This is a genomic window from Corynebacterium sp. MSK218 (assembly GCF_030232655.1).
In the GTDB taxonomy this organism is placed as follows: Bacteria; Actinomycetota; Actinomycetes; order Mycobacteriales; family Mycobacteriaceae; genus Corynebacterium.
In genome coordinates this window covers 109,207-130,319 of sequence record NZ_JASPGN010000002.1, presented here as the reverse complement: position 1 = coordinate 130,319, position 21,113 = coordinate 109,207, and the positions used below count along the sequence as shown (strand labels likewise).

General features: G+C 60.7%; 19 protein-coding genes. 5 read left to right on the top strand and 14 right to left on the bottom strand.

The window, feature by feature from the left end; genetic code table 11:
* Nucleotides 1–23 precede the first annotated feature (23 nt).
* The 4 genes from QP922_RS02265 to QP922_RS02250 form a co-directional block, all read right to left on the bottom strand.
* Nucleotides 24–1,604 carry a SpaH/EbpB family LPXTG-anchored major pilin gene (locus QP922_RS02265; RefSeq protein WP_284807660.1) on the bottom strand — a complete coding sequence of 527 codons (1,581 nt, stop codon included), beginning with the start codon at nt 1,602–1,604 and terminating at the stop codon, nt 24–26.
* 278 nt (nt 1,605–1,882) lie between these two features.
* Complete coding sequence (gene rpmA, locus QP922_RS02260; RefSeq protein WP_042531960.1) at nt 1,883–2,161, bottom strand: 50S ribosomal protein L27; 279 nt, start codon at nt 2,159–2,161, stop codon at nt 1,883–1,885.
* Between the two features lie 43 nt (nt 2,162–2,204).
* Complete coding sequence (gene rplU, locus QP922_RS02255; RefSeq protein WP_010190885.1) at nt 2,205–2,510, bottom strand: 50S ribosomal protein L21; 306 nt, start codon at nt 2,508–2,510, stop codon at nt 2,205–2,207.
* A 200-nt stretch (nt 2,511–2,710) separates the two neighbouring features.
* Entirely contained in the window at nt 2,711–5,788 is a 3,078-nt protein-coding gene (locus QP922_RS02250; RefSeq protein ID WP_284807659.1) for a translation initiation factor IF-2 N-terminal domain-containing protein, read from the bottom strand.
* Nucleotides 5,789–5,950: 162 nt separating this feature from the next.
* Here QP922_RS02250 and QP922_RS02245 point away from each other — a divergent pair, with 162 nt between their 5' ends.
* Nucleotides 5,951–6,754, top strand: coding sequence for a hypothetical protein (locus QP922_RS02245; protein WP_284807658.1), 804 nt, complete (start codon nt 5,951–5,953; stop codon nt 6,752–6,754).
* Here the strand turns inward: QP922_RS02245 and arsB are convergent.
* Nucleotides 6,751–7,815 (bottom strand): ACR3 family arsenite efflux transporter, encoded by a 1,065-nt coding sequence (gene arsB, locus QP922_RS02240; protein ID WP_284807656.1) that lies wholly within the window; start codon nt 7,813–7,815, stop codon nt 6,751–6,753. The genes QP922_RS02245 and arsB overlap by 4 nt on opposite strands.
* Nucleotides 7,816–7,928: 113 nt before the next feature.
* Between arsB and QP922_RS02235 the strand changes: the two genes are divergently transcribed.
* Complete coding sequence (locus QP922_RS02235) at nt 7,929–8,279, top strand: ArsR/SmtB family transcription factor (RefSeq protein WP_284807654.1); 351 nt, start codon at nt 7,929–7,931, stop codon at nt 8,277–8,279.
* 119 nt (nt 8,280–8,398) lie between these two features.
* On the opposite strand, the gene ndk is transcribed toward QP922_RS02235, so the two are convergent.
* The 6 genes from ndk to QP922_RS02205 are packed head-to-tail and all read right to left on the bottom strand — an operon-like array spanning nt 8,399 to nt 14,788.
* Entirely contained in the window at nt 8,399–8,809 is a 411-nt protein-coding gene (ndk, locus tag QP922_RS02230; RefSeq protein ID WP_039676402.1) for a nucleoside-diphosphate kinase, read from the bottom strand.
* Nucleotides 8,810–8,857: 48 nt separating this feature from the next.
* The gene (locus QP922_RS02225; RefSeq protein WP_204099652.1) at nt 8,858–9,169 is read right to left on the bottom strand and encodes a hypothetical protein; all 312 of its coding nucleotides are present in this window, start codon (nt 9,167–9,169) and stop codon (nt 8,858–8,860) included.
* Nucleotides 9,170–9,174: 5 nt separating this feature from the next.
* A complete protein-coding gene (locus QP922_RS02220) occupies nt 9,175–10,020 on the bottom strand; it encodes an alpha/beta hydrolase (RefSeq protein WP_284807651.1) in 846 nt (281 codons plus the stop codon).
* A 45-nt stretch (nt 10,021–10,065) separates the two neighbouring features.
* Nucleotides 10,066–10,512: a DUF4233 domain-containing protein gene (locus QP922_RS02215; RefSeq protein ID WP_070669512.1), complete on the bottom strand. Its 447-nt coding sequence runs from the start codon at nt 10,510–10,512 to the stop codon at nt 10,066–10,068.
* The gene (folC, locus tag QP922_RS02210) at nt 10,509–12,038 is read right to left on the bottom strand and encodes a bifunctional tetrahydrofolate synthase/dihydrofolate synthase (RefSeq protein ID WP_502869580.1); all 1,530 of its coding nucleotides are present in this window, start codon (nt 12,036–12,038) and stop codon (nt 10,509–10,511) included. The genes QP922_RS02215 and folC overlap by 4 nt, the downstream gene beginning before the upstream one ends.
* Nucleotides 12,038–14,788: a valine--tRNA ligase gene (locus tag QP922_RS02205; protein WP_284807648.1), complete on the bottom strand. Its 2,751-nt coding sequence runs from the start codon at nt 14,786–14,788 to the stop codon at nt 12,038–12,040. The genes folC and QP922_RS02205 overlap by 1 nt, the downstream gene beginning before the upstream one ends.
* 57 nt (nt 14,789–14,845) lie before the next feature.
* Here QP922_RS02205 and panB point away from each other — a divergent pair, with 57 nt between their 5' ends.
* Both panB and panC read left to right on the top strand, forming a co-directional pair.
* Nucleotides 14,846–15,667 carry a 3-methyl-2-oxobutanoate hydroxymethyltransferase gene (gene panB / locus QP922_RS02200; RefSeq protein WP_284807646.1) on the top strand — a complete coding sequence of 274 codons (822 nt, stop codon included), beginning with the start codon at nt 14,846–14,848 and terminating at the stop codon, nt 15,665–15,667.
* Between the two features lie 10 nt (nt 15,668–15,677).
* A complete protein-coding gene (panC, locus tag QP922_RS02195) occupies nt 15,678–16,499 on the top strand; it encodes a pantoate--beta-alanine ligase (protein WP_284807644.1) in 822 nt (273 codons plus the stop codon).
* Here panC and QP922_RS02190 read toward each other — a convergent pair.
* Nucleotides 16,496–17,458 carry a malate dehydrogenase gene (locus QP922_RS02190; protein WP_284807642.1) on the bottom strand — a complete coding sequence of 321 codons (963 nt, stop codon included), beginning with the start codon at nt 17,456–17,458 and terminating at the stop codon, nt 16,496–16,498. The two genes, panC and QP922_RS02190, sit on opposite strands and share 4 nt — an antisense overlap.
* A gap of 191 nt (nt 17,459–17,649) precedes the next feature.
* On the opposite strand from QP922_RS02190, the gene QP922_RS02185 reads away from it, so the two are divergent.
* A complete protein-coding gene (locus QP922_RS02185) occupies nt 17,650–18,393 on the top strand; it encodes a TetR/AcrR family transcriptional regulator (protein ID WP_284807641.1) in 744 nt (247 codons plus the stop codon).
* A 278-nt stretch (nt 18,394–18,671) separates the two neighbouring features.
* Here the strand turns inward: QP922_RS02185 and clpX are convergent, their stop codons facing one another.
* A complete protein-coding gene (clpX, locus tag QP922_RS02180) occupies nt 18,672–19,967 on the bottom strand; it encodes an ATP-dependent Clp protease ATP-binding subunit ClpX (protein ID WP_284807638.1) in 1,296 nt (431 codons plus the stop codon).
* Between the two features lie 519 nt (nt 19,968–20,486).
* Nucleotides 20,487–21,110, bottom strand: a complete 624-nt coding sequence (locus QP922_RS02175) for an ATP-dependent Clp protease proteolytic subunit (protein WP_039676418.1) — start codon at nt 21,108–21,110, stop codon at nt 20,487–20,489.
* Nucleotides 21,111–21,113: the final 3 nt, after the last annotated feature.

The window sequence follows — 21,113 nt, the reverse complement described above, 5'->3', positions numbered from 1 at the left end:
CCCGCCTTCCCGGAAACCCTTAATTAAGCAGTGCGGGAATCCTTGTAGGAGGTGTAAATACCGCGAGCCAGCAGTGCGAGACCAACAAGGAACACCAAGATAATTCCCCAGGCACCGGTAGCCGGCAGCTGGCCCAGTACGGAGTTGCGCTGGTTATCTACCTCGACAGCCAAAGTCTTAGCAGCCAGGTCCACAGTGACATGCTGCGGTACCTCGTTGCGGACGAAGTTCTTCGGTGCCTTGGTCTCCAGTACGCAGTAGTCCTTGGTAGTCACGCCAGTGGCCGCAGCAAAGGACTGCACCGGAATGGTATAGCCCTTTGCCTCAGACTTGAGGCTTGGAGCGGTGCCCGTGGAACCGGAGGTCACAATCGTGGTTGCTGGAGTTCCTTCAGCGGTGGTAGCCATGTTCAGTGGGGAGCCGAGCAGCTGCCAGTTCTCGCCCTCCTTCTTGCACTGATAGAGCTCGAATTCAGCACCATCGAGGGAATCGCCTTCCTTGGCATTTCCAGAAGTCTTGGTGATGGTCAAGGTACCGAACGTGGTCTTGGTCGGATTATCCTCTACGTCCGGGGTAGCCGGATCATCACCGTTGGTATCTACCTCAGCACCGTTGGGAAGAAGGATCTTCGCGGTGTTGGTGATTTCACCGCCTTCTGGCGCCTTAGTGATGGTAGCTGGGAACTCAACAAGAACCTTCAGGCCCGGCGCACCCTTACGGGCTTCCTGCAGCTTGGCCAAGCCCTCCTTGGAGAACTCCACCTGCAGAGTGTTGGTAGCCGCATCCAACGTAATGCTGTAATCGCCTGCTGCCAAGGTTTCGCCATTGGTGGCACCAGCGAGCGAGACCTTGACATTTTCCGTTTTGACGGACAAGGCAGCGTTGAGCGGGTCTTGGATGATGAAGCGGGTCAGAGCATCTGCGGGTACCGGCGCATTGACGGTGTAGGTCAGCTGCTTACCGATAGTCGCATCAGCATCCTTAACCTGCTTGGAGGGAACTAGGTTCTGGTTCTTCGGCTGAACAGTCTGCTCGTAGCTCCACTGTCCGTCTTCATCGTGTGGCAGCGTGATGAGGAAAGGCGGGGCGGTAGTGTAACCACCGCGATTGATCTCAGTGATCTTGTAGGCGCCGACCTTTAGGTTGTCAGTATCCGTGTCAAAGGTGACAACACCGCTAGCATCAGTCTTCTTGGTCACAGCGGTAAAGCTGCTATCGATCGGAGCATTTTCTGCGGTGAAACCGGAGAGCTGTTTCCAGCCTTCCTGCTTAGTCAAATCCACATTGACGCGCTCAACCTTGAATTCGGTATCTGCCAGCGGGGTGCTGGTATCACCCGGATCACCAAGGTACTTGGTGATGGTCAGTTTAACCGCCTGGTCAGGGTTGATTAGGGATGCATCCTTGGGAGTGGCAGGTCCCGGAGGGACTTCGACGCCAGACTCAGACGCAGCCGGCGATGCAGCACTTTCACTTGGGGAGGCCGGTGCTGCTGGAGAGGGGGTTTCGGACTGGGCAAGGGCCGGAGCTGCAAAACCCGCACCGGCGATAGAGATGGTACCGGCTGCGATAACCGCAGCAAGGCGGGTAGAGACCTTATTCATAAGTATTCCGTTCTCCCATCAAAGGGGATAAAAAGGGCACACTCACTGCACCCTTGGGGAGCATGTCAACAAAATGATACTTCTCGAGCACAGTTCAAGCAAACCGTGCACTGTTCTCATGTCATAGCACTTTTATCATATATAGGTCGGCCCTGCCCCAAACCGAATTACTAATAAGCTCCTCAAGTTAAGTGAAACGGTACTGCTCAAACGCAAAAGCCCTCCCTCTCGCTAATGAGAGGAAGGACCTAGCCTAAAGCGCTAAAGGTGCGGAGATATTAAGCAGTGGCCTCTGCGGCTACCTCTTCGGCCGGCACGATGTTGACCATGCGGCGGCCGCGCTTGGTGCCGAACTCGACGGAGCCGGCAGCAAGAGCGAACAGGGTATCGTCGCCGCCGCGGCCAACGTTCTCACCCGGGTGGAACTTGGTGCCGCGCTGACGCACGATGATCTCGCCGGCCTTAACCTGCTGACCACCGAAGCGCTTGACGCCGAGGCGCTTGGACTCGGAATCGCGACCGTTGCTGGAGCTGGAAGCACCCTTCTTGTGTGCCATGTGGTTTTCCCTCCTTCAGGGATGAATTAGAGCCGGTTAAGGCTTACTTGATACCGGTAATCTTCAGCGTGGTCACCGGCTGACGGTGACCGAGGCGACGCTTGTAACCAGTCTTGTTCTTGTACTTGAGGATGTCGATCTTCGGGCCCTTGCCCTGCTCGACAATTTCAGCGGAGACGGAGACCTTCTCCAGGTCTGCAGCCTTCGACTTGACGGTTGCGCCATCGACGAGCAGAACCGGGGTGAGAGCAACGGAAGAACCCGGCTCACCCTCGATCTTCTCGACCTTGACGAGGTCACCTTCAGCAACCTTGTACTGCTTTCCGCCGGTCTTGACGATCGCGTACATAGAGGGCTACCCCTTATCTAAACTCGGCTCGCCAGCGGCTGGGTGACGCCTCTGGCGAATGGACATTGGACAATTGCGTTCAGATCATAAGCCGCGAGAGACGCGCGAAAACCGCGTTCGTCCCATCCAGCGCATTCATGGTCTAAACAGCGACTGTCAAAGACTACCCCGTCAGGTGCCGAAAAGGCAAAACGCCTTTTCTAGCGCGACCTGCGGCGGGTAACGCGGCGCCTACCACGGCCGGCCTTGCGGCTTGCCGACGCCCCCTTGATCACCGTGCCCTTCCCCGACTGCTGTTCCTTCTCCGGTTCCTTCTCCACGACGCTCGGCTGCTGGGACTGCATCGAGCGGCGCACAGCTCGGCGACGGCCACGACCACGGGAGCTGCGGGTTGAGGTGCGCTCAGAAGAAGTAGTCGAGTCAGCCTTTGTCTCTGGCCGTGTCTCTTCCTGCGGCTGTGACTGTTGCGGTGTCTGTTCGAAGTCCTCGCGCTTCGGGTGCACATCGGACCGTGAATTGCCGCGGGTACGACGCTTGCGGCGCGGCGACTTCTCGAATTCCTCGACGGCCTCTTCGTACGTCTGGCTCGGCGCCGGTTGCGCGGCCTTCTCTTCTTCCTGCTCGTCGTTGTGCGCCAACTGCGCATCCTCGTGGACTTCAAACGTCCGTGAGGTGCGCGTTGCGCGGCGCGGCTTACGGGAGCGCTTCGATTTCTTCGGTGACATGCTCTCCGCCACGGCATAGCCAATGGACGCGCTATCCGGGGTGCCAGCTTCAACCTCGTTCGTGCCGGACTCATCGTGGGGCTCGTCGTCTGAGTCGACGACCACAACGTTGGCTACGAGATCCTCAAGCGAGGAGTCCTTATCCTCTGCAGCTTCCTCATCGTCGTGGCGGTGCATACGCACCACCGCCGGGTGCTGCTTCGGATCGCGCTGCGGCGCGCGGCGCTGGTTGCGTCCGCGACGCTGCGGCTTGGAGCTCTCCTCCTCCGGCTCCTCATCCACCGGGTACTCGTGAATGATGATTCCGCGACCGTTGCAGGCCTCGCACTCAGTGGAGAAGGTCTCAATGAGACCAGTTCCCACGCGTTTACGGGTCATCTGCACCAAGCCCAGTGAGGTTACCTCGGAGACTTGATGGCGGGTGCGGTCGCGGCCCAGTGCTTCCTTGAGGCGGCGCAAGACGAGGTCCTGGTTTTCCGGCAGCACCATGTCGATGAAGTCAACAACGATCATGCCGCCCATATCGCGCAGGCGCATCTGGCGCACGATTTCTTCGGCTGCCTCAAGGTTGTTGCGGGTCACGGTTTCCTCAAGGTTGCCGCCGGAGCCTGTGAACTTGCCGGTGTTGACGTCGATGACGGTCATGGCCTCGGTGCGCTCAATGATGAGCGTGCCGCCTGACGGCAGCCATACCTTGCGGCTAAGAGCCTTGTGGAGCTGTTCGTCAATGCGGTAGGTGCTGAAGGCATCCTCGCCATCGTGCTCGCTGGCGTCATAGCGAACGACGCGGTCCGCCAGGTCATGCGCCATAGAATCCACGTAGGCGCTCACCGTGTTGTAGGAACGCTGGCCATCAACCACCAAAGTGCTGAAGTCTTCATTAAAGAGGTCACGCACCACCTTGATGAGCAGATCCGGCTCCTCATACATCGTTACCGGCTTAGCGCCCTTCGTGGCCTTCTCGTGCGCGGCACGGGCACTAATGTCCTCCCACATCGAGTGCAGGCGGTTGACGTCGGTCGCGATGTCCTCTTCCGGCACGTTCTCCGCGGCAGTGCGGATGATGGCGCCACCATCGCCGGGGATGACGCGCTCGAGGATCCCCTTGAGACGCTTGCGCTCCGGTGCTGGCAGCTTGCGAGAAATACCCGCGCTACGCCCGCCCGGAACATAGACCAGGAAGCGGCCGGCGAGCGAAATTTGCGTCGTCAAGCGCGCGCCCTTGTGGCCAATCGGGTCTTTAGCCACCTGGACCAGAATCTGATCACCCGACTTGAGGGCATTTTCAATCTTGCGGCCGCGCCCACCAATGCCGAGCGCGCGCCAGTCGACGTCCCCCGCATACAGCACACCGTTGCGGCCCTGTCCGATGTCGACGAAGGCGGCCTCCATGGAGGGCAGGACGTTTTGCACACGGCCCAGGTAGATGTTGCCGATTTGGGAGGGGTGCGCTTCAGTCGTCACGAAGTGCTCGACAAGAAGATCATCCTCGAGCACACCGACCTGAGTAATAATGCCGGCTCCGTCGGTGCGCTGCTTATCGCGCACTACCATGGTGCGCTCGACTGACTCGCGGCGTGCCAAGAATTCTGCTTGGGACACGATGTGCTGGCGTTCGCGGCCTTTCTCGCGCAGCTCGGCGCGGCGACGACGCTGCGCCTCGATGCGGGTCGAGCCCTTAATCGCCTTCGGCTCAGTAATCAGCTCTGTGCCGTGGCTATCGGCACTGCGTCCCTGTGCCCCACGTCCGCGGGAGGTTCCGCGGCTGCCGCGACGGCGACCACGCGAGTCACGCGATGGTGCTACATCCTCGTCAACGTCATCTGCGTCATGCTGCTCTGGCTGCTGTCGCTGCGGTTTCGGGGTTGCCCGCGGTGCCATGAAAACCGGTGCGAAGTCGTAGACTTCTGGGTCTTCCTCCGGCATCGGCGTGATGAGCGGGGTGAGGTCATCCTCGCCCTCATCATCTCCGGACTCAGCGAGGGCTTCCTGCAGCATCTCCGCATCGACCTTGTCCACGATTTGAGAGATCTCGTTGTCGACGTTCTTGCGTACGCGATCGCGCAGCTTCTCTTCCTCTTCGCTCAGCTGCTCCGGCTGCTCGAGCTGTTCTGCATCCTCGGGTTCAGCCTCTTCAGCCTTTTCAGGCTTATCCGCTTGGGCTGCCTTCGCCTTCTTATCGGCCTTCGCGGTGCGCTTGGTGGCGCGCTTCGCTGACTTCTTCTTTGCCGTCTTTTTCGCCGTCTTCGCTGGCTTGTCGTCTGCCGGGGCAGCGTCGGTAGTCTCTGCGGCTTCTGCCTCGGCGTCGGCGTCGACTGCGGGCGCGAGGGCGTCGATGAGCTGGCCAATCTCCTCCGGTGTTACAGAAGCCTGCGCGGACTTCTTCATCCCCAACTCTGCGAACTGAGCCACCATATCTTTAGAGGCCACCCCAATCTGCTTGGCCAAGGCATAAATACGCGTTTTGGGTGCCAGCGCCTCGCGGTCAATCCCAGCTACCGCCGCTGCCAACGGCGATTCAGTACGTGCTTCTTCTTTTTTCTTGGATGCCATAAGTGGCTTATCTCCTGCTGTCTGCTCACCCCGGGCGCAGGTTGCCGCCACACGGTGGTGAGACTTTAAAAAATTCTCTGTAATTCCGTATTCAGTTGTGGTTCTCTGTGCCATTTATTTTGGCACAGCTTTCAGCTTAGGCCACATGTTAGTATCGCCGCTATGTCCGAGCTTGAGCGCACAAACACGCCTAAGGTCCCAGCACACCCTGAATCAGCGCCGCGCACTGTGGCTCAAGCACGCGAACGCAACGAAATCGCGATGCGGGATATCATCACCGTTGCCGTACCGGCGGGCATCGCGTCCGGCCTTCGCGCTGTTGACTTTCCCTACCCCTACGCGGTACCCGTCTATGCGGTGCTGTGGATCGCCATCATCTACGGTGCCATCCGCATCATCCGCAGCAAACCAAAATTCGTGCAAGCCGCCCAGGAAGAGTTCCGAGCAGGCGATTACCCTACCCTTGCTTATCTGCTGCCCGTGTTGGCCATATTCTCCCCGCTTATTACCGAAGGGATTAAATCCACCGGGATTATCGGCGATATCTCACTCAATCCCATCCTGGTTGCCGCGGGCCACACTGCATTTGCTATCCCGGCATTCATCATCGGTGGCCGTGCCTTCGGCACCACTGCTTTCCGTGTGGGCAAGCGCCGCATCAAGGCCATCACGGAAAAAGACAGCCTCGACGGTGTCACTGAGCAGAGCATCGCCGCGGTGGAGGAACACCCAGAAGTCCTCAGTGGGCTGGTGGCGGCGGGCGCCGTTACCGGTAACACAATTTCTATCCCGGCGTTGAGCCGGCTGCTCGGTTATGAGGAGGGGCTCGAAGAAGAACTCCGCGAACTAGAAGCGGCCGGCGTGGTGAAGCTACCTGGTCTCATCCAGTGGAGTGGTGAGCGGACCTTTAACATCACTCTGACCGAAGCTGGCGTGCGCAGCATCGACGCCGCACGCACGCGCTAGCGCGGAAGAGTGGCATCTCCCGGGAAGAGTTTCGGACCAATCCACAGCATGAAATAGACCAGACCAACGAGGACTGGAATCTCAACAAGGGGACCAATCGTTCCGGCAAGGGCTTGAGCAGACACCGCTCCGAAGGTGCCTATGGATACTGCAATGGCAAGTTCAAAGTTATTTCCTGCTGCAGTAAACGCCACGCTGGCAGACTGCGCATAGTTCATACCAACCGCCTTGGCCACGCCCAGCGACAGCACAAACATGCCCACGAAGTAGATGATCAGCGGCACGGCCACGCGCACTACCGCTGCTGGTTGCTCCACAATATGCTCGCCCTGCAGGGAAAAGAGCAACACAATTGTGTACAGCAGACCAATCATGGCCAGCGGTGATACGGCTGGGAGGAAGCGGTTCTCAAACCATTCCCGTCCTTTTACCTTTTCGCCCCAGACGCGAGACAGCACACCCAACAGGAGCGGGATGCCCAAGAAGACAAGCACGGACTTAACAATGGCCCAGAAGGAAAAGTCGGCGCTCGTCGTGTCTAGGCCCAGCCACCCCGGGAGGGTGCGAAGGTAGAACCAGCCCAGAACACCAAACATAGCGACCTGGAAGATGGAGTTGAGGGCGACAAGGACTGCCGTTGCCTCGCGGTCAGCGCACGAGAGGTCCGACCACACAAGCACCATGGCAATACAGCGCGCAAGGCCCACAATGATGAGGCCGGTACGCAGCTCCGGCTGGTCCGCCAAGAACAGCCACGCCAGGGTAAACATAAACGCCGGCCCCACCAGCCAGTTGAGGACGAGCGATACCGCCATGAGGCGGCCATCCGTGGCAATTTCCTTGGTCTTCTCGTAGCGGACCTTGACCAAGGGCGGATACATCATGACGAGGAGGCCAATGGCGATCGGGATGGAAATCCCGCCGACTTCAACGGCCCCTAGGGCTTGGCCAATTCCGGGAATGAAGTGGCCAATGAGCAGTCCGGCGGCCATCGCCAGAATAATCCACACGGGTAAAAATCGGTCAAGAAAAGACAACTTCGGGCGCTGCGACACGGCCACGTCTCTCCCTCCTTCGACATTGAACAGAGCACGATACGAACGCGCACTGTACAGCATATATTGATAGACGTCAATATAACATAGGGGGCGAAGAAAGCTCCTATACTGATCACATGGCTTCCTCTTCCACGCCCGAGACCAGTGCGCCCAGCACTGAGTGCTGCTCCTTAAGCATGGGCCCACTCAGCGACGCCGAGGCGATGCATTTTTCGCAGCAATTCAAAGTCCTCGCAGACCCAGCCCGCCTTCGTCTGCTATCCATTTTGTGCGAGGAAGGCTGTGGGCCAATGAGCGTCACGGAGCTCACCGAGCTCACTGCGCTGAGCCAGCCCACGGTCTCCCACCACTTGGCACGTCTGCGGGAGGCCGGTCTGCTATCCAAGCAGCAATGCGGCCGCACCGTCACCCACCAGGTACACAAAGACGCTTTTGCGGCCTTACGCACGCTGCTGTCGTTCGACTAACTGGCCCCTGACCTGTTCTGCGCTCGAGCACGCAGGTCGGGGTTCAGTAGCAGAAATGACAAAAGCCCGAGCAGTTCAAATGCTCGGGCTTTAATGCGCGCTAGGCGCGGTGAACTTCTTTAGAGGTTCGGGAACCAGATGGAGATCTCGCGCTCAGCGGACTCCGGGGAGTCGGAACCGTGGACAACGTTCTCGCCGACGGTCAGGGCGAAGTCACCGCGGATGGTGCCCGGGGTGGCCTTCTCTACTGGGTGGGTGCCACCGGCAAGCTGGCGCCATGCGGCGATAGCGGACTCGCCCTCGACGATGCCAGCAACCAGCGGTGCGGAGGTAATGAAGTCAACGAGCTCGCCGAAGAAAGGCTTGTCCTCGTGCTCGGCGTAGTGCTTCTTGGCGGTCTCCTCGTCGGCTACGCGCAGATCCATAGCAACGAGCTTAAGGCCCTTGCGCTCAATGCGGGAGATGATCTCGCCCACGTGGCCGTTCTTGACGCCATCCGGCTTGATGAGAATGAGTGTACGTTCAGTCATAGGGCACATAGTACAGGTAAGCCGTGGCCGCGTCCGCGCGGAGGGGCATTAAGTGAGACGTTGCACGATTTCCTCGGCACGCTCATGGCTGGTCCCCCGAAACCACATCTGCACTTGGCGCACAGCAGTACCGTACTGACCATTTCCAAGAAGGCCCTGCAGCTCTTCTTTCTGCCACTTTTCGAGATCCTCAAATTCCACGGGACGCTGCTCGTTGTGGCTCTTGAGCATGCCCACCACGAGGAAGATGAACGCAGGAACAAGCAGCGCAAGCGGCAGCGCATAGCCGCCGTCAAATAGCTTGGCTAGGAGGGCGGCAAGGCAGAGCAGTGCGGAGAGGCCGAAGAGAAGGTAGCGCATGGTCGCTAGTCTAGCGCGTCGAGCGTGGATGTCAGCCACATGCGTGAGCTCATAAGCAGGCGCTTTGCCGCAGCAGTATGCGGGGCCCACAGCTCGAAAGCGTGGACGCCGCCTTCGACGACCTCGCACTGCGTGGGCACACCAGCCAGCTCTAGTCGCTGAGCGTAGTTGAGGATTTCGGCGTAGAAGAGTTCGCTGCCGCCAGCGTAGAGCCAGGCTGGGGGCAAACCTGCAAGGTCAACACGCCGGCCGGGTACAGCATACGGCGCGTCTGGGTTCTCGCGAACGTAATAGCGCCAAGCTCGTGCATTGGAGTCCGCGTCCCAGATGACGTTGCGTTCCTCGGAGGCCGCGCGGTCATCGAGCATCGGGCAAAACAGCCACTGCCCTGCCGGTTGAATTCCGCCTTCGTCATGAAGCCGCTGGCACAGGGCCGCAGCCAGCCCGCCACCAGCGCTTTGGCCACCGATGACGATGTGTTCAGGCCTCACCCCCAACTCTTCGGCGTGGGTAAGAAGCCAGTGGTGGGCCGAGTGGACGTCGTCAAGCGCTGCCGGGTACGGGTGTTCCGGGGCAAAGCGGTAGTGGGGAGCCACGATCGTCACGCCCACCTCGGCGGCGGTTTCCTTGAGGTGCTTGACGTCCTGGCGGGGATGGCCCATGAGCAGGCCGCCGCCGTGAATCCAGAGCACTGCGGCGCGGGGATTCTCCGGCGCATAAATGGTGGCGTGGATGTCCCGGTTCTTCACGCGCCGGGTGCGCACGCCGTGAATGTAGGGCGCGGGCCACAGCGCCGGGACGATACGGCCCGCACGGCGGATGAGTGGGTTAGTTGGATCGAAGAGCGACATGACTGCCGCACCTGCGCGCAACTCCGGCCGAATGTACACGCGCGCCTACTTCTCGTTGAGGTGTTGCGTGGTGAGGTAGCCGCGTTCCATGCGGGCCACGATAACCGAGCGCATATACGCCGCCAAGGCCCAGAGCAGGGCAAAAATGATGAAGATAGTCGCGACAGACCAGTGGATCATAAAGCCCAGCACAATGCCGATGATGTGGAGGACAATCTGTACGCCCACAATCCACGGCTTATTCATGAATGGAAAGGAGGCCAGCAGGAGGACCATAAACCCGATGACTACGCCGTAGTTGAACGGGGTCCACAGGGTGCCATCGTAAAGCTTGTAAAGCATGGGCAGTGCCAGGACGAGAGTAAGCAGCTCCAGGGTGAGGGAGCTGGCTACGACCATGCCGCCGAACTGCTTGAGCGGGTCCTTAGTGGGGGCTTGGCCGAGGCCTAGCGGGCCAATTTCGTCCTCGGGGATGGGCTTGCGGGAACTCATGCGGGCTCCTTTCCAAAGAGGGCGCGGGCATCGCCTGCAGTGACGACCGAGCCGGTAATGATGATGCCGGAGCCGGACTGGACGTCGGCGTCTTCTGCCAGCTCAACGGCCTGAGCATAGGCGCCGGGCAGGTCGGGTTCAACAAAGACGCGTTCCTCACCGAAGATATCGCGGGCTAGTTCGGCCAGCTCATAGGCATCGCGGGCACGCGGGGAGGTGTTCTGAGTGATGACGACTTCCGTGAGCACGGATTCTAAGGCCGTAAGGATGCCGGTGGCGTCCTTGTCGGTGAAGATGGACACCACGCCGATAAGGCGCGCGAAGTCGAAGTCACGGTCGAGCGCTGCGGCCAGGGCCTTAGCGCCATGCGGGTTGTGGCAGGCATCTAAGAAGGTTGTGGGGCTGGTGCGCACGCGCTCTAAGCGGCCGGGCGAAATGGCCTTGGCAAAACCGGTACGCACGGAGGCAATGTCGATGGGGTTGCCTGACGACGCCCCAAAGAACGCCTCCACCGCCGCCAACGCCACGGCCGCGTTCTTGGCTTGGTGCTCGCCGTGCAGGGGCAGGAAGATGTCTTCGTAGAGACCGCCCAACCCCTGGATCGTGAGCTGCTGGCCGCCCACGGCGATACGGGATTCCAGCGCGGCGAACTCCGAACCGGCGCGGGCGACACCAGCGCCGACGTCCACCGTGCGCTGCAGGATAACCCGCATGGCTTCTGGGTCTTGTTCGGCGATGATAGCGATGTTCTCCCCCGGCGTGAGCACGTCGTCGGCATCGTGCTCACGGGCCTTGATAATTCCGGCCTTCTCGCTGGCGATTTCCGTAATGGTGTCACCGAGGTAGTCCGTGTGGTCCATGCCTACGGGCATGACCACGGCAACTTCGGCGTTGACCACGTTGGTGGCATCCCACGTGCCGCCGAGGCCAACCTCGACCACGGCGACGTCGATAGGCGCATCAGCGAAGGCCGCATATGAGATGCCCACGAGCACCTCAAAGGTGGACATGGGGATCTCCGAGCGGGAATCCACCATTTCTACGTAGGGCTTGATTTCGCGCCAGATGCGCACGAAGTCGCGCGGGTGGATGGGGTGGCCGTCGATGCCGATGCGCTCGGTGACCAGCTGCAGGTGCGGGCTGGTGACTAGGCCAACGCGGCGGTGGAAGGCCCGCAGCAGCGAATCGATCATGCGCGCGGTCGAGGACTTGCCGTTGGTGCCGGCAACCTGGATGACGTGGAAAGAACGCTCCGGGTGGCCCAGGAGATCCATGAGCACCTCGATGCGCTCCAGGCTCGGCTCAATAATGGTCTCCGGTGCACGCGCGTTGAGCTCCGCGGTGACCTGGGCCAGCTCGGCGAGTTCTTCTGGGGTAGCCTGCTCGGGCGCGGCCTCCTCGTAGTCCTCTTCTCCGCCGAGGTTGAGGGTCAGGCCGGAGTCGGTGATTTCGACCGGCCCGCCATCGGTGCCCTCCGCGAGGGCATCAACGATTTCATACTCCTCGCGGCCTTTCTCCTCCGCCACTACTTGAGTCCCTCCAGACGTGCGGTAATGCGAGCAACCTCTTCCTGGGCCACCTGCTGGCGGGTGCGGATCTTCTCCACCACGGCTTCCGGGGCCTTGGACAGGAAGGCCTCATTACCCAGCTTCTTGCCGGTCTGATCCAGTTCCTTCTGCGCCTTGGCCAAGTCCTTCTCCAGGCGCTTGCGCTCGGCTTCCACGTCCACGGCACCGGACGTATCCAGGGTGACCTCCACGGTGGCCTGGGACAGGCGCACCTCGATGGAGGCGGATGCAGTAAAGTCCTCGCCCGGCTCAGTGGTGTTGGCCAGGTTGCGGATGAGGCCCTCCTGGTTCTGCAGGTCAGCCGCTGCGAAGTCGAGGCGACCCGGAACCTTCTGGGAGGGCTTCACACCCTGGTCGGAGCGGAAGCGACGCAGCTCGGTGATGAGCTTGTCGGCATCCTCGATGCGGCGGGCAGCCACCTCGTCCTTCTCCGCGCCACCGTTGGTGTGCTCCTGGGTAGGCCACTGCGCGGTGACGATGGTCTCCCCGCCGGTGAGTGCCTTCCACAGGACTTCAGTGACGAAAGGCATGGTCGGATGCAGAAGGCGCAGGACCAGGTCGAGCACGCGACCCAGGACGATTTGGGTACTGCGTCCCGTTGCCTGCTCCTCAGCGGTCGCTGCATCAAAGTCGCGCGGGATCTGTGTCTTGGCAATCTCCAAGTACCAGTCACACAGCTCATCCCACACGTAGTGGTAGAGCAACTCGTTGGCCTTTGCGAACTGGTAATCATCGAGATAGGCGTCCACCTTGACGCGGACTTCTTCGGCGCGGTCGAGGATCCAGCGGTCGGCGTCGGAAAGCTCCTCGCGTGCCGGAAGCTCCGCCACACCCGCGCCGTTCATGAGCGCGAACTTGGTGGCGTTGAAGAGCTTGGTGGCGAAGTTGCGGCCGGCGGCAGCGGCGTCGACTGCCAGCGGCAGGTCCACGCCCGGGTTGGCGCCGCGGGCCAGGGTAAAGCGCAAGGCATCCGCACCATAATCGCGGACCCAATCCATCGGGTCAATGCCGTTGCCAAGGGACTTCGACATCTTGCGGCCCTGCTCATCGCGCACCAGACCGTGGAGGTAAATGTCCTTAAACGGCACCTGTGGGCGGCCATCCTTGCCTTCACCAAGCAGCTCCGGGGTGTGGGCGCCGGCAAAGGTGCCGAACATCATCATGCGGGCTACCCAGAAGAAGAGGATGTCATAAGCGGTGACCAGCACGTTCGTGGGGAAGAACTTTTCTAGGTCGGCGGTCTTCTCCGGCCATCCCATGGTGGAGAAAGGCCACAGCGCAGAGGAGAACCAGGTGTCCAACACGTCCGGATCCTGCTCGTAGCCTTCCGGCGCTTCCTCATCGGGGCCGAGGCAGATGATGTCGCGTTCCACTTCGCCGGCCTCGTTGGTCTTTTCGGGCCCATACCAAATGGGGATACGGTGGCCCCACCACAGCTGGCGGGAGATGCACCAATCGTGCATGTCATCGACCCACTCGAAGTAGCGAGGTTCCAACGCCTTCGGGTGAATAGTGGTATCACCTTCGCGGACGGCGTCACCGGACATCTTCGCCATCTTCTCCACGGCCACAAACCACTGCAGGCTCAGGCGCGGCTCAATCGGCTCACCAGAGCGCTCCGAGTGGCCCACGGAGTGGACATAGGGGCGGATCTCCTTGACAATGCGGCCCTGCTCGCGCAGCGCCTCGCGGATTTCCACGCGGGCTTCTTCGCGGGTAAGCCCATCGAACTGCGTTCCGGTGTTGGCGATGTGTCCGGTGGTGTCCATGATGGTGGGCATGTCCAGGTCATGGCGCTGGCCCATGGCGTAGTCATTCGGGTCGTGCGCCGGGGTGATCTTCACCGCACCGGTACCGAATTCCATGTCCACGTAATCATCGGCGATGATCTTCAGGCTCAGATCATCGCGGAAGGGGTGCGGCAGCTCCTGGCCCACCAGGTGGGCGTAGCGCTCGTCGTCGGGGTGGACGGCAATGGCGACGTCACCCAGCATCGTCTCCACACGGGTGGTCGCGACAATGAGGTGCGGTTCATCGTCGTTAAGCGAGCCATAGCGAATGGACACGAGCTCGCCCTCGACGTCCTTGTACACGACCTCAATATCGGACACGGCGGTCTCGAGCACTGGGGACCAGTTGACCAGGCGGTTGGCCTGGTAGATCATGCCCTCGTCGTAGAGGGTCTTAAAGATGGTCTGCACGGCGCGGGACAGGCCCTCATCCAGCGTGAAGCGCTCGCGGGACCAGTCCACCGAGTCACCGATGGCGCGCATCTGGTTCTGGATGGTGCCGCCGAACTCTTCCTTCCATTCCCAGACTTTGTTGATGAAGTCTTCGCGCTCATAGTCCCAGCGCTTCTTGCCTTCCTGCTCACGCAGGCGGGCTTCCACCTTGGTCTGGGTAGCGATACCGGCGTGGTCAGCGCCCGGCAGCCACAGGGTGGCATAGCCCTGCATACGCTTACGGCGAATGATGGAGTCGATCAGAGTGTGGTCCAGGGCGTGGCCCATGTGCAGCTGGCCGGTGACGTTCGGCGGCGGCAGCACGATGGAATAAGGCTCCGCCTCCGAGGAAGCATCCGGGGTGAAATAACCGGCGCTTACCCAGCCTTCGTAGAGGTCTTTCTCTACTGCCTGCGGCTCCCAGGACTTGGGAAGCTGGTCCGCGCGGTTGGTGCCAACGAGTTGCTCTTTATTCTGATCAGTCACCTGGTCAACTCTACCCTGTGCGTCAACTGGCACCTGACCCCTGGCTAGAGTAAGGGCATGTCTCACACCCCTGGCCACCGCGCCCGTCTTCGAACCCGCCATTTTGCCCGCGCCAAGCAGGAATCTTCGGCTTTTGCCTGCATGACCAGTTATGACTGCATGACCGCAGAGATTTTCGATGAAGCAGGCATAGACCTCCTGCTCGTGGGCGATTCCCTGGCCAATGTGGTGCTGGGCCGCGAGACCACGTTGTCTCTCACCCTCGATGAAATCATTCCGTTGGCCCGCGCGGTGGTCACGGCCACCTCTCGCGCCTTCGTGGTGGTTGACCTGCCTTTCGGCACGTATGAAGCCGGTCCTGCCCAGGCGCTGGAGTCTGCCGTGCGCGTCATGAAGGAGACCGGCGCGCAGGCCGTGAAGTTGGAGGGCGGCGCCGAGCGGGCCCCGATTGTTGCCGCGCTTGTCGACGCCGGAATTCCCGTCTGCGCCCACATCGGTTTCACGCCCCAGCAGGTCCATGCCTTGGGCGGCTTCGTGGTCCAGGGCCGCGGCGCTGGTGCGGAGAAGCTGCACGAGGATGCCCGCGCGCTTGCCGACGCCGGCGCCTTCGCCGTGGTTCTCGAAATGGTCCCTGCTGCTCTTGCCGAGCAGGTAACCGCGGATCTGCCTATCCCCACCATTGGTATTGGTGCCGGCGCGCAGACCGACGGACAGATCCTGGTGTGGACCGATGCCTTCGGTTTAGGTGGGCCCAAGGCACCGCGCTTTGTCCGCCGCTACGCGGATCTGCGCGGCGCGCTGTTGAAAGGAGCGAAGGAGTACGTAGCCGATGTGAGCGAACGCTCCTTCCCCAACGCCGAGGAATCCTTCGAGGACTAGGGTTTGATTCATGAAGATTCTTCGTACCAAAGCTGAGCTGCGGGATTTCCGCGCATCTCTTAGCGGATCTGTCGGTTTCGTGCCCACGATGGGCGCGCTTCACGACGGCCACGGTTCCCTCGTGCGCCGCGCCCGCGGGGAGAACGACCACGTCATCTGCTCGGTCTTTGTGAACCCGCTGCAGTTCACTGACTTAGGTGACTGCGAGGATTACCGCGCCTACCCGCGCGACCTTGACGCCGATGCCGGGCTGCTGGATTCGCTCGGAGTCGATGCCGTCTTCGCTCCCAGTGTGGAGGAGATGTACCCCGGAGGCACTCCCCGGGTATGGGTTCGCACGGGTGAGATGGGCTCGGTCTTGGAAGGTGCTTCGCGCCCCGGCCACTTCGATGGCGTGGCCACGGTGGTCACCAAGCTCTTTAACCTCGTGGGCCCCGACCGCGCCTACTTTGGCCAGAAAGACGCCCAGCAGGTGGCCATCCTGCGCCGCATGGTGAGTGACCTCGACCTGCCGGTGGACATCATCAGCGCGCCCATCGTCCGTGCAGTAGATGGTGTGGCCGAGTCCAGTCGCAATGCTCGCTTGAGCCCTGCCGAGCGCGAGCAGGCCGTAGCCCTATCCCGGGCACTCTTTGCGCTGGACGCCGGTGCCTCGCTCAACGACGCCCAGGCCCAACTCGCCTCCTCCCCCGGCGTCACGGTGGATTACCTCACCGTGGTGGACCACGCCACGCTCGAACCCGTTGACGCACAACACCGGCCCGCTCTAGCGCTGGTGGCAGCGCAGGTGGGGCCGGTGCGGCTCATCGATAACGCGGTGCTTAAGGCTTAGCCCTTCAGCAGGTGGGCAACAGCCTCGCGCTCCTCACGCAGCTCCTGTACGGAGGCCTCGATGCGCTCCTTCTGGAAATCATTGAGCTCGAGGCCCTGAACGATTTCCCACTTGCCGTCGCGGGAGATGGTGGGGAAACCGGCGACGAGACCCTCGTCCACTCCGTAGGAGCCATCCGAGACAATGGCGGCGGTGCGCCAATCCTCGGTGCCATGGATCCAATCGTGCATGTGGTCCACGGCGGCAGACGCCGCCGAGGCTGCCGAGGACTTACCGCGCACAGCGATGATTTCCGCGCCGCGCTTGGCCACCTTAGGAATCATTTCTTCCTTGTACCAATCCTCATCCACTTCGGCGTTAGAGAAGGTCAGGTCTGGGAACTGGGAGGCGGAGTGGTTGCCCCACACGGCTACCTTGGTCAACTCACCAGTGGGCACTCCTGTCTTCAGGGAAACCTGGCTCAGAGTGCGGTTGTGGTCGAGCCGCATGAGCGCGGTGAACTGGCTCGGGTCCAAATCCGGGGCGCTCTGGGAGGCAATGTAAGCGTTGGTGTTGGCCGGGTTGCCCACGACGAGAACACGGACGTCGCGTGCGGCGACGTCATTAAGCGCCTTGCCCTGCACGGTGAAAATAGCACCGTTGGCCTCGAGCAGATCGGCACGCTCCATGCCTTTCGTGCGCGGACGGGAACCCACAAGGAACGCTGCCTTGGTGTCCTTGAAGGCCACGTTCGGGTCATCGGTGACGGTGATGCCGCGCAGAAGCGGGAAAGCGGAGTCATTGAGCTCCATGGCCACGCCTTCAGCGGCGCCAATGGCCTGCGGAATCTCCAGCAGGGCCAGCTCCACTGGGGTGTCCTTGCCATAGACATCACCGGCAGCGATGCGCCACAGCAGCGAGTAGGCGATGTTGCCGGCAGCGCCGGTCACAGTGATCTTGACGGGTTGAGATACGGTCATGTGTGACATCCTTTCGACTCGGTACTCGCCTTCCCAGCCTAGTCCCGTTTCTTTCCCCCATGGGGTGCAATTTCACCCCCGAAATACCCAAGATTGGTGTACTTGAACTCCGTCTCTACAGTTTTTCGGCATAGTAGTAAGAAGCGGAAACAACCAGCCACCATTTCAACGCGTACAAGGACGGAACATTCATGAACACTGAGACCACATCGGTCAACGCCGGCTCTGTTGAGCACGTGATCGATGTTGCGATCGCGGAGTTCTCTGACCATGGCTATGCCGAGACCAAGCTCGACACTGTGTCGAAGCTTTCTGGCATGTCCAAGCGCATGATTCACTACCACTTCGGGGACAAGAAAGGTCTGTACCAGCAGGCCTTGGCCACCGCCGCCAAGCGCCTGAACCCGCCGGAGGGCAGCCTCGCCGTTGACTCGGCCGTGCCTGTGGAAGGCGTGCGCACCCTCGTTGACTGGATGTTCCGCCAACACGTGGAGCACCCGGAGGCCATCAAGATGATGACGATGGAATCCTCCCACAGTGTGCTGGAGTCCTCGCAGGCGATTATCGACGTCTCCCAGATCTCCCTCCACCTCGACAGACTCCTCATGCTGGGCCAAGATTCCGGTGCTTTCCGCCCGGGCATTTCCGCCAATGACATTTTCACGCTGATTTCGGCGCTGACGATGTACCGCGTGACGAATCACGCGATGATGAGCAATCTGCTCGACATCGACATGCATACCCACAACAACACGGAGGGTCTACACCGCATGGCCGTCGATGCCGTGCTGGCCTTCCTTACGGCGAATATCCCCGATATCGGTTTCGAGTCCTACCTCTCCCAGAATGAGACCGAACTTGAGGCCGAATCAGCACCCTTGGACGTCTACTCCACCGAGGACGAGGGCGAGACGTCCACGAACCTCTACGAGTAGCCCGCCCTCCTTACGGCGCCATCGCCGCCCCTCGATTCCCCGCCCTACCCGCACAGTATTCGCCTGGGTCTCCTTTCCGACTCCGCGCGAACTCCCTTATCCCCCGGCACCGCGCGAGCAAAGGGACCAAAGTACAGGAACCATCTGCGCGCTGGACTCAATAAAAGCCCAGCTCATGATCACGCGCCACTGCTAAAAGGTCCCACTCATCTGGTTCCTTTGCTCCTGCAACGGCCTCACGCCGTTGCGGTAGCCCGCCCTGCGATAGATGGAACCGACTACGCGGATTCCTTCGCTTCGTCTGAATAGACGAACTCCGGCTCACCTTCGCCCTTCACGCAGGCTTCGGTGATGTGGACGCTGGCAATGTCCTCACGGTCCGGCAGGTCATACATCACCGGCACGAGCAGCTCCTCCATGATGGCGCGCAGGCCACGAGCACCAGTCTTGCGCTCCAGTGCCAGCTCGGCGATGGCATCCAGCGCTTCATCCTCGAAGTGCAGCTCCGCGCCGTCCATGCTGAACAGGCGCTGATACTGCTTGACCAAGGAATTCTTCGGCTCCACGAGGACCTTGACTAGGGACTCACGGTCCAAGTTATCCACCGTGGCTACAACCGGAAGACGGCCAATGAATTCCGGAATAAGACCGAACTTCACCAAATCCTCGGGGCGTACCTGGGAGAAGAAGTCCACGGACTCTTTTTCATCCTTGGTTTCCAGCTTGGCGCCGAAACCAACGCCCTTCTTGCCCACGCGCTCCGAAATCACCTTGTCCAAACCAGCAAAGGCGCCAGCAACAATGAACAAGATGTTGGAGGTATCCAGCTGGATGAACTCCTGGTTCGGATGCTTGCGCCCGCCCTGCGGTGGGATGGCGGCGACGGTACCTTCAAGAATCTTGAGCAGCGCCTGCTGCACACCTTCACCGGAGACGTCACGAGTGATTGACGGGTTCTCCGACTTGCGGGAAATCTTGTCTACCTCATCAACGTAGATGATGCCGTGCTGCGCGCGTTCAACATCGAAATCGGCTGCCTGGAGAAGCTTAAGCAAGATATTCTCCACATCCTCGCCCACGTAGCCGGCCTCGGTAAGACTGGTGGCATCGGCGATGGCGAAGGGGACGTCGAGAAGCCGGGCTAGGGTCTGCGCCAGGTAGGTCTTACCGGAGCCAGTGGGGCCCAACATGAGGATATTGGACTTGGCAATCTCCACTTCCTCTTCCTGCGCCTTCTTGCGGCGGCTCTCCAAGCCCGCGGCTTCTTCTGCCTTGATACGCTTGTAGTGGTTGTACACTGCCACCGACAGCACGCGCTTGGCTTGGTCTTGACCGATGACGTATTTGTCCAGGAAGGCCGAAATCTCCGAGGGACGCGGCAGGCGCATCTCCTTCTCTTCATCCGCCTCGGCCTGAGCTGCGCCGAGCTCCTCCTCAATGATCTCGTTGCAGAGCTCGATGCATTCGTCACAAATGTAGACGCCGCCGCCGGCGATAAGCTTCTTTACCTGCTTTTGGCTCTTTCCACAGAAGGAGCACTTGAGCAGGTCAGCGCTTTCTTGCATACGTGCCATGAACGCCTTTCAACTCTTTTCTCTGAGGGTGTTAGTGGGGCGATTCTACCGCAGCCCCCGCGGTCTTCGTTCCACTCTAGTAAACCACTCGGATATGAGCGTCATTCCCAACTGAGTGGCGCGCCATTGAATTTAAAACAGTCTTTAATGAACATTGACAGAGCTGCTTGCTCGTTTACTTCTACTGTCCGCCTCTTCACCGACATCGACGTCAGCAATGCCCTCCACACCACCGGCGCTAGCCGCCTAGGCTGAAGCTCGGACGCATCCACCCCAACCGTTCAGGAGCAACGCCAGGTTCGACCTTCAAGACCAGGCCGCGACCGATCTCGACGCAGATGCCGTGCTTGTCGACGTCACCTCGCGCGACTCCGTGCGAAACCTCTCCTGGGACGTCGACAAGCGCTATGGCCGCATTGTCATCCTGCCGCTTTATGAGGGCTAAGCCGCTTTACGATGAAGCAAGCCCCGCCCCGGAACACATCCGGAGGCGGGGCATCGTGCCTACACGCAGCTTACCTAGGCGTTGAGCTTGCGGTAATCAAAGACGGTATCGATGAGACCGTACTCCACTGCCTCCTGAGCGGTGAGAATCTTGTCACGGTCCGTGTCGATGCGAATCTGCTCAGCGGTGCGGCCGGTGTGCTCGGCCAGGGTCTCTTCCATGAGGCGGCGCATACGCTCAATCTCGTTGGCCTCAATCTCAAGATCAGAGACTTGGCCCTGGGTGCCCTGCGTACGCGGCTGGTGAATCAGCACGCGGGAGTTCGGCAGAGCGGCACGCTTGCCCGGAGCACCGGCGGCCAGCAGCACGGCGGCAGCAGAAGCAGCCTGGCCCAGGCACACGGTCTGTACATCCGGGCGGACGTAGCGCATGGTGTCGTATATGGCCATCAGCGCGGTAAAGGAACCGCCCGGGGAGTTGATGTACATCGTAATATCGCGGTCCGGATCCTGAGATTCCAGGACCAGCAGCTGCGCCATGATGTCGTTGGCGGAGGTGTCATCGACCTGAGTGCCCAGGAAGATGATGCGCTCCTCGAACAGCTTGGAATACGGGTTAGTGGTCTTGGATCCCTGTGCGTTCTGCTCAATGAACTCCGGCAGAACGTAGCGGGAAGAAGGCATCTGAAGGTTAGACATAGT

Coding starts and splice junctions, on each gene's coding strand:
- rplU (WP_010190885.1), bottom strand. CDS start 2,510: ATGTACGCGATCGTCAAGACCGGCGGAAAGCAGTACAAGGTTGCTGAA.
- QP922_RS02250 (WP_284807659.1), bottom strand. CDS start 5,788: ATGGCATCCAAGAAAAAAGAAGAAGCACGTACTGAATCGCCGTTGGCA.
- QP922_RS02225 (WP_204099652.1), bottom strand. CDS start 9,169: ATGCGCTACCTTCTCTTCGGCCTCTCCGCACTGCTCTGCCTTGCCGCC.
- QP922_RS02265 (WP_284807660.1), bottom strand. CDS start 1,604: ATGAATAAGGTCTCTACCCGCCTTGCTGCGGTTATCGCAGCCGGTACC.
- QP922_RS02235 (WP_284807654.1), top strand. CDS start 7,929: ATGGCTTCCTCTTCCACGCCCGAGACCAGTGCGCCCAGCACTGAGTGC.
- panC (WP_284807644.1), top strand. CDS start 15,678: ATGAAGATTCTTCGTACCAAAGCTGAGCTGCGGGATTTCCGCGCATCT.
- clpX (WP_284807638.1), bottom strand. CDS start 19,967: ATGGCACGTATGCAAGAAAGCGCTGACCTGCTCAAGTGCTCCTTCTGT.
- QP922_RS02220 (WP_284807651.1), bottom strand. CDS start 10,020: ATGTCGCTCTTCGATCCAACTAACCCACTCATCCGCCGTGCGGGCCGT.
- ndk (WP_039676402.1), bottom strand. CDS start 8,809: ATGACTGAACGTACACTCATTCTCATCAAGCCGGATGGCGTCAAGAAC.
- QP922_RS02175 (WP_039676418.1), bottom strand. CDS start 21,110: ATGTCTAACCTTCAGATGCCTTCTTCCCGCTACGTTCTGCCGGAGTTC.
- QP922_RS02190 (WP_284807642.1), bottom strand. CDS start 17,458: ATGACCGTATCTCAACCCGTCAAGATCACTGTGACCGGCGCTGCCGGC.
- rpmA (WP_042531960.1), bottom strand. CDS start 2,161: ATGGCACACAAGAAGGGTGCTTCCAGCTCCAGCAACGGTCGCGATTCC.
- QP922_RS02245 (WP_284807658.1), top strand. CDS start 5,951: ATGTCCGAGCTTGAGCGCACAAACACGCCTAAGGTCCCAGCACACCCT.
- QP922_RS02215 (WP_070669512.1), bottom strand. CDS start 10,512: ATGAGTTCCCGCAAGCCCATCCCCGAGGACGAAATTGGCCCGCTAGGC.
- panB (WP_284807646.1), top strand. CDS start 14,846: ATGTCTCACACCCCTGGCCACCGCGCCCGTCTTCGAACCCGCCATTTT.
- QP922_RS02185 (WP_284807641.1), top strand. CDS start 17,650: ATGAACACTGAGACCACATCGGTCAACGCCGGCTCTGTTGAGCACGTG.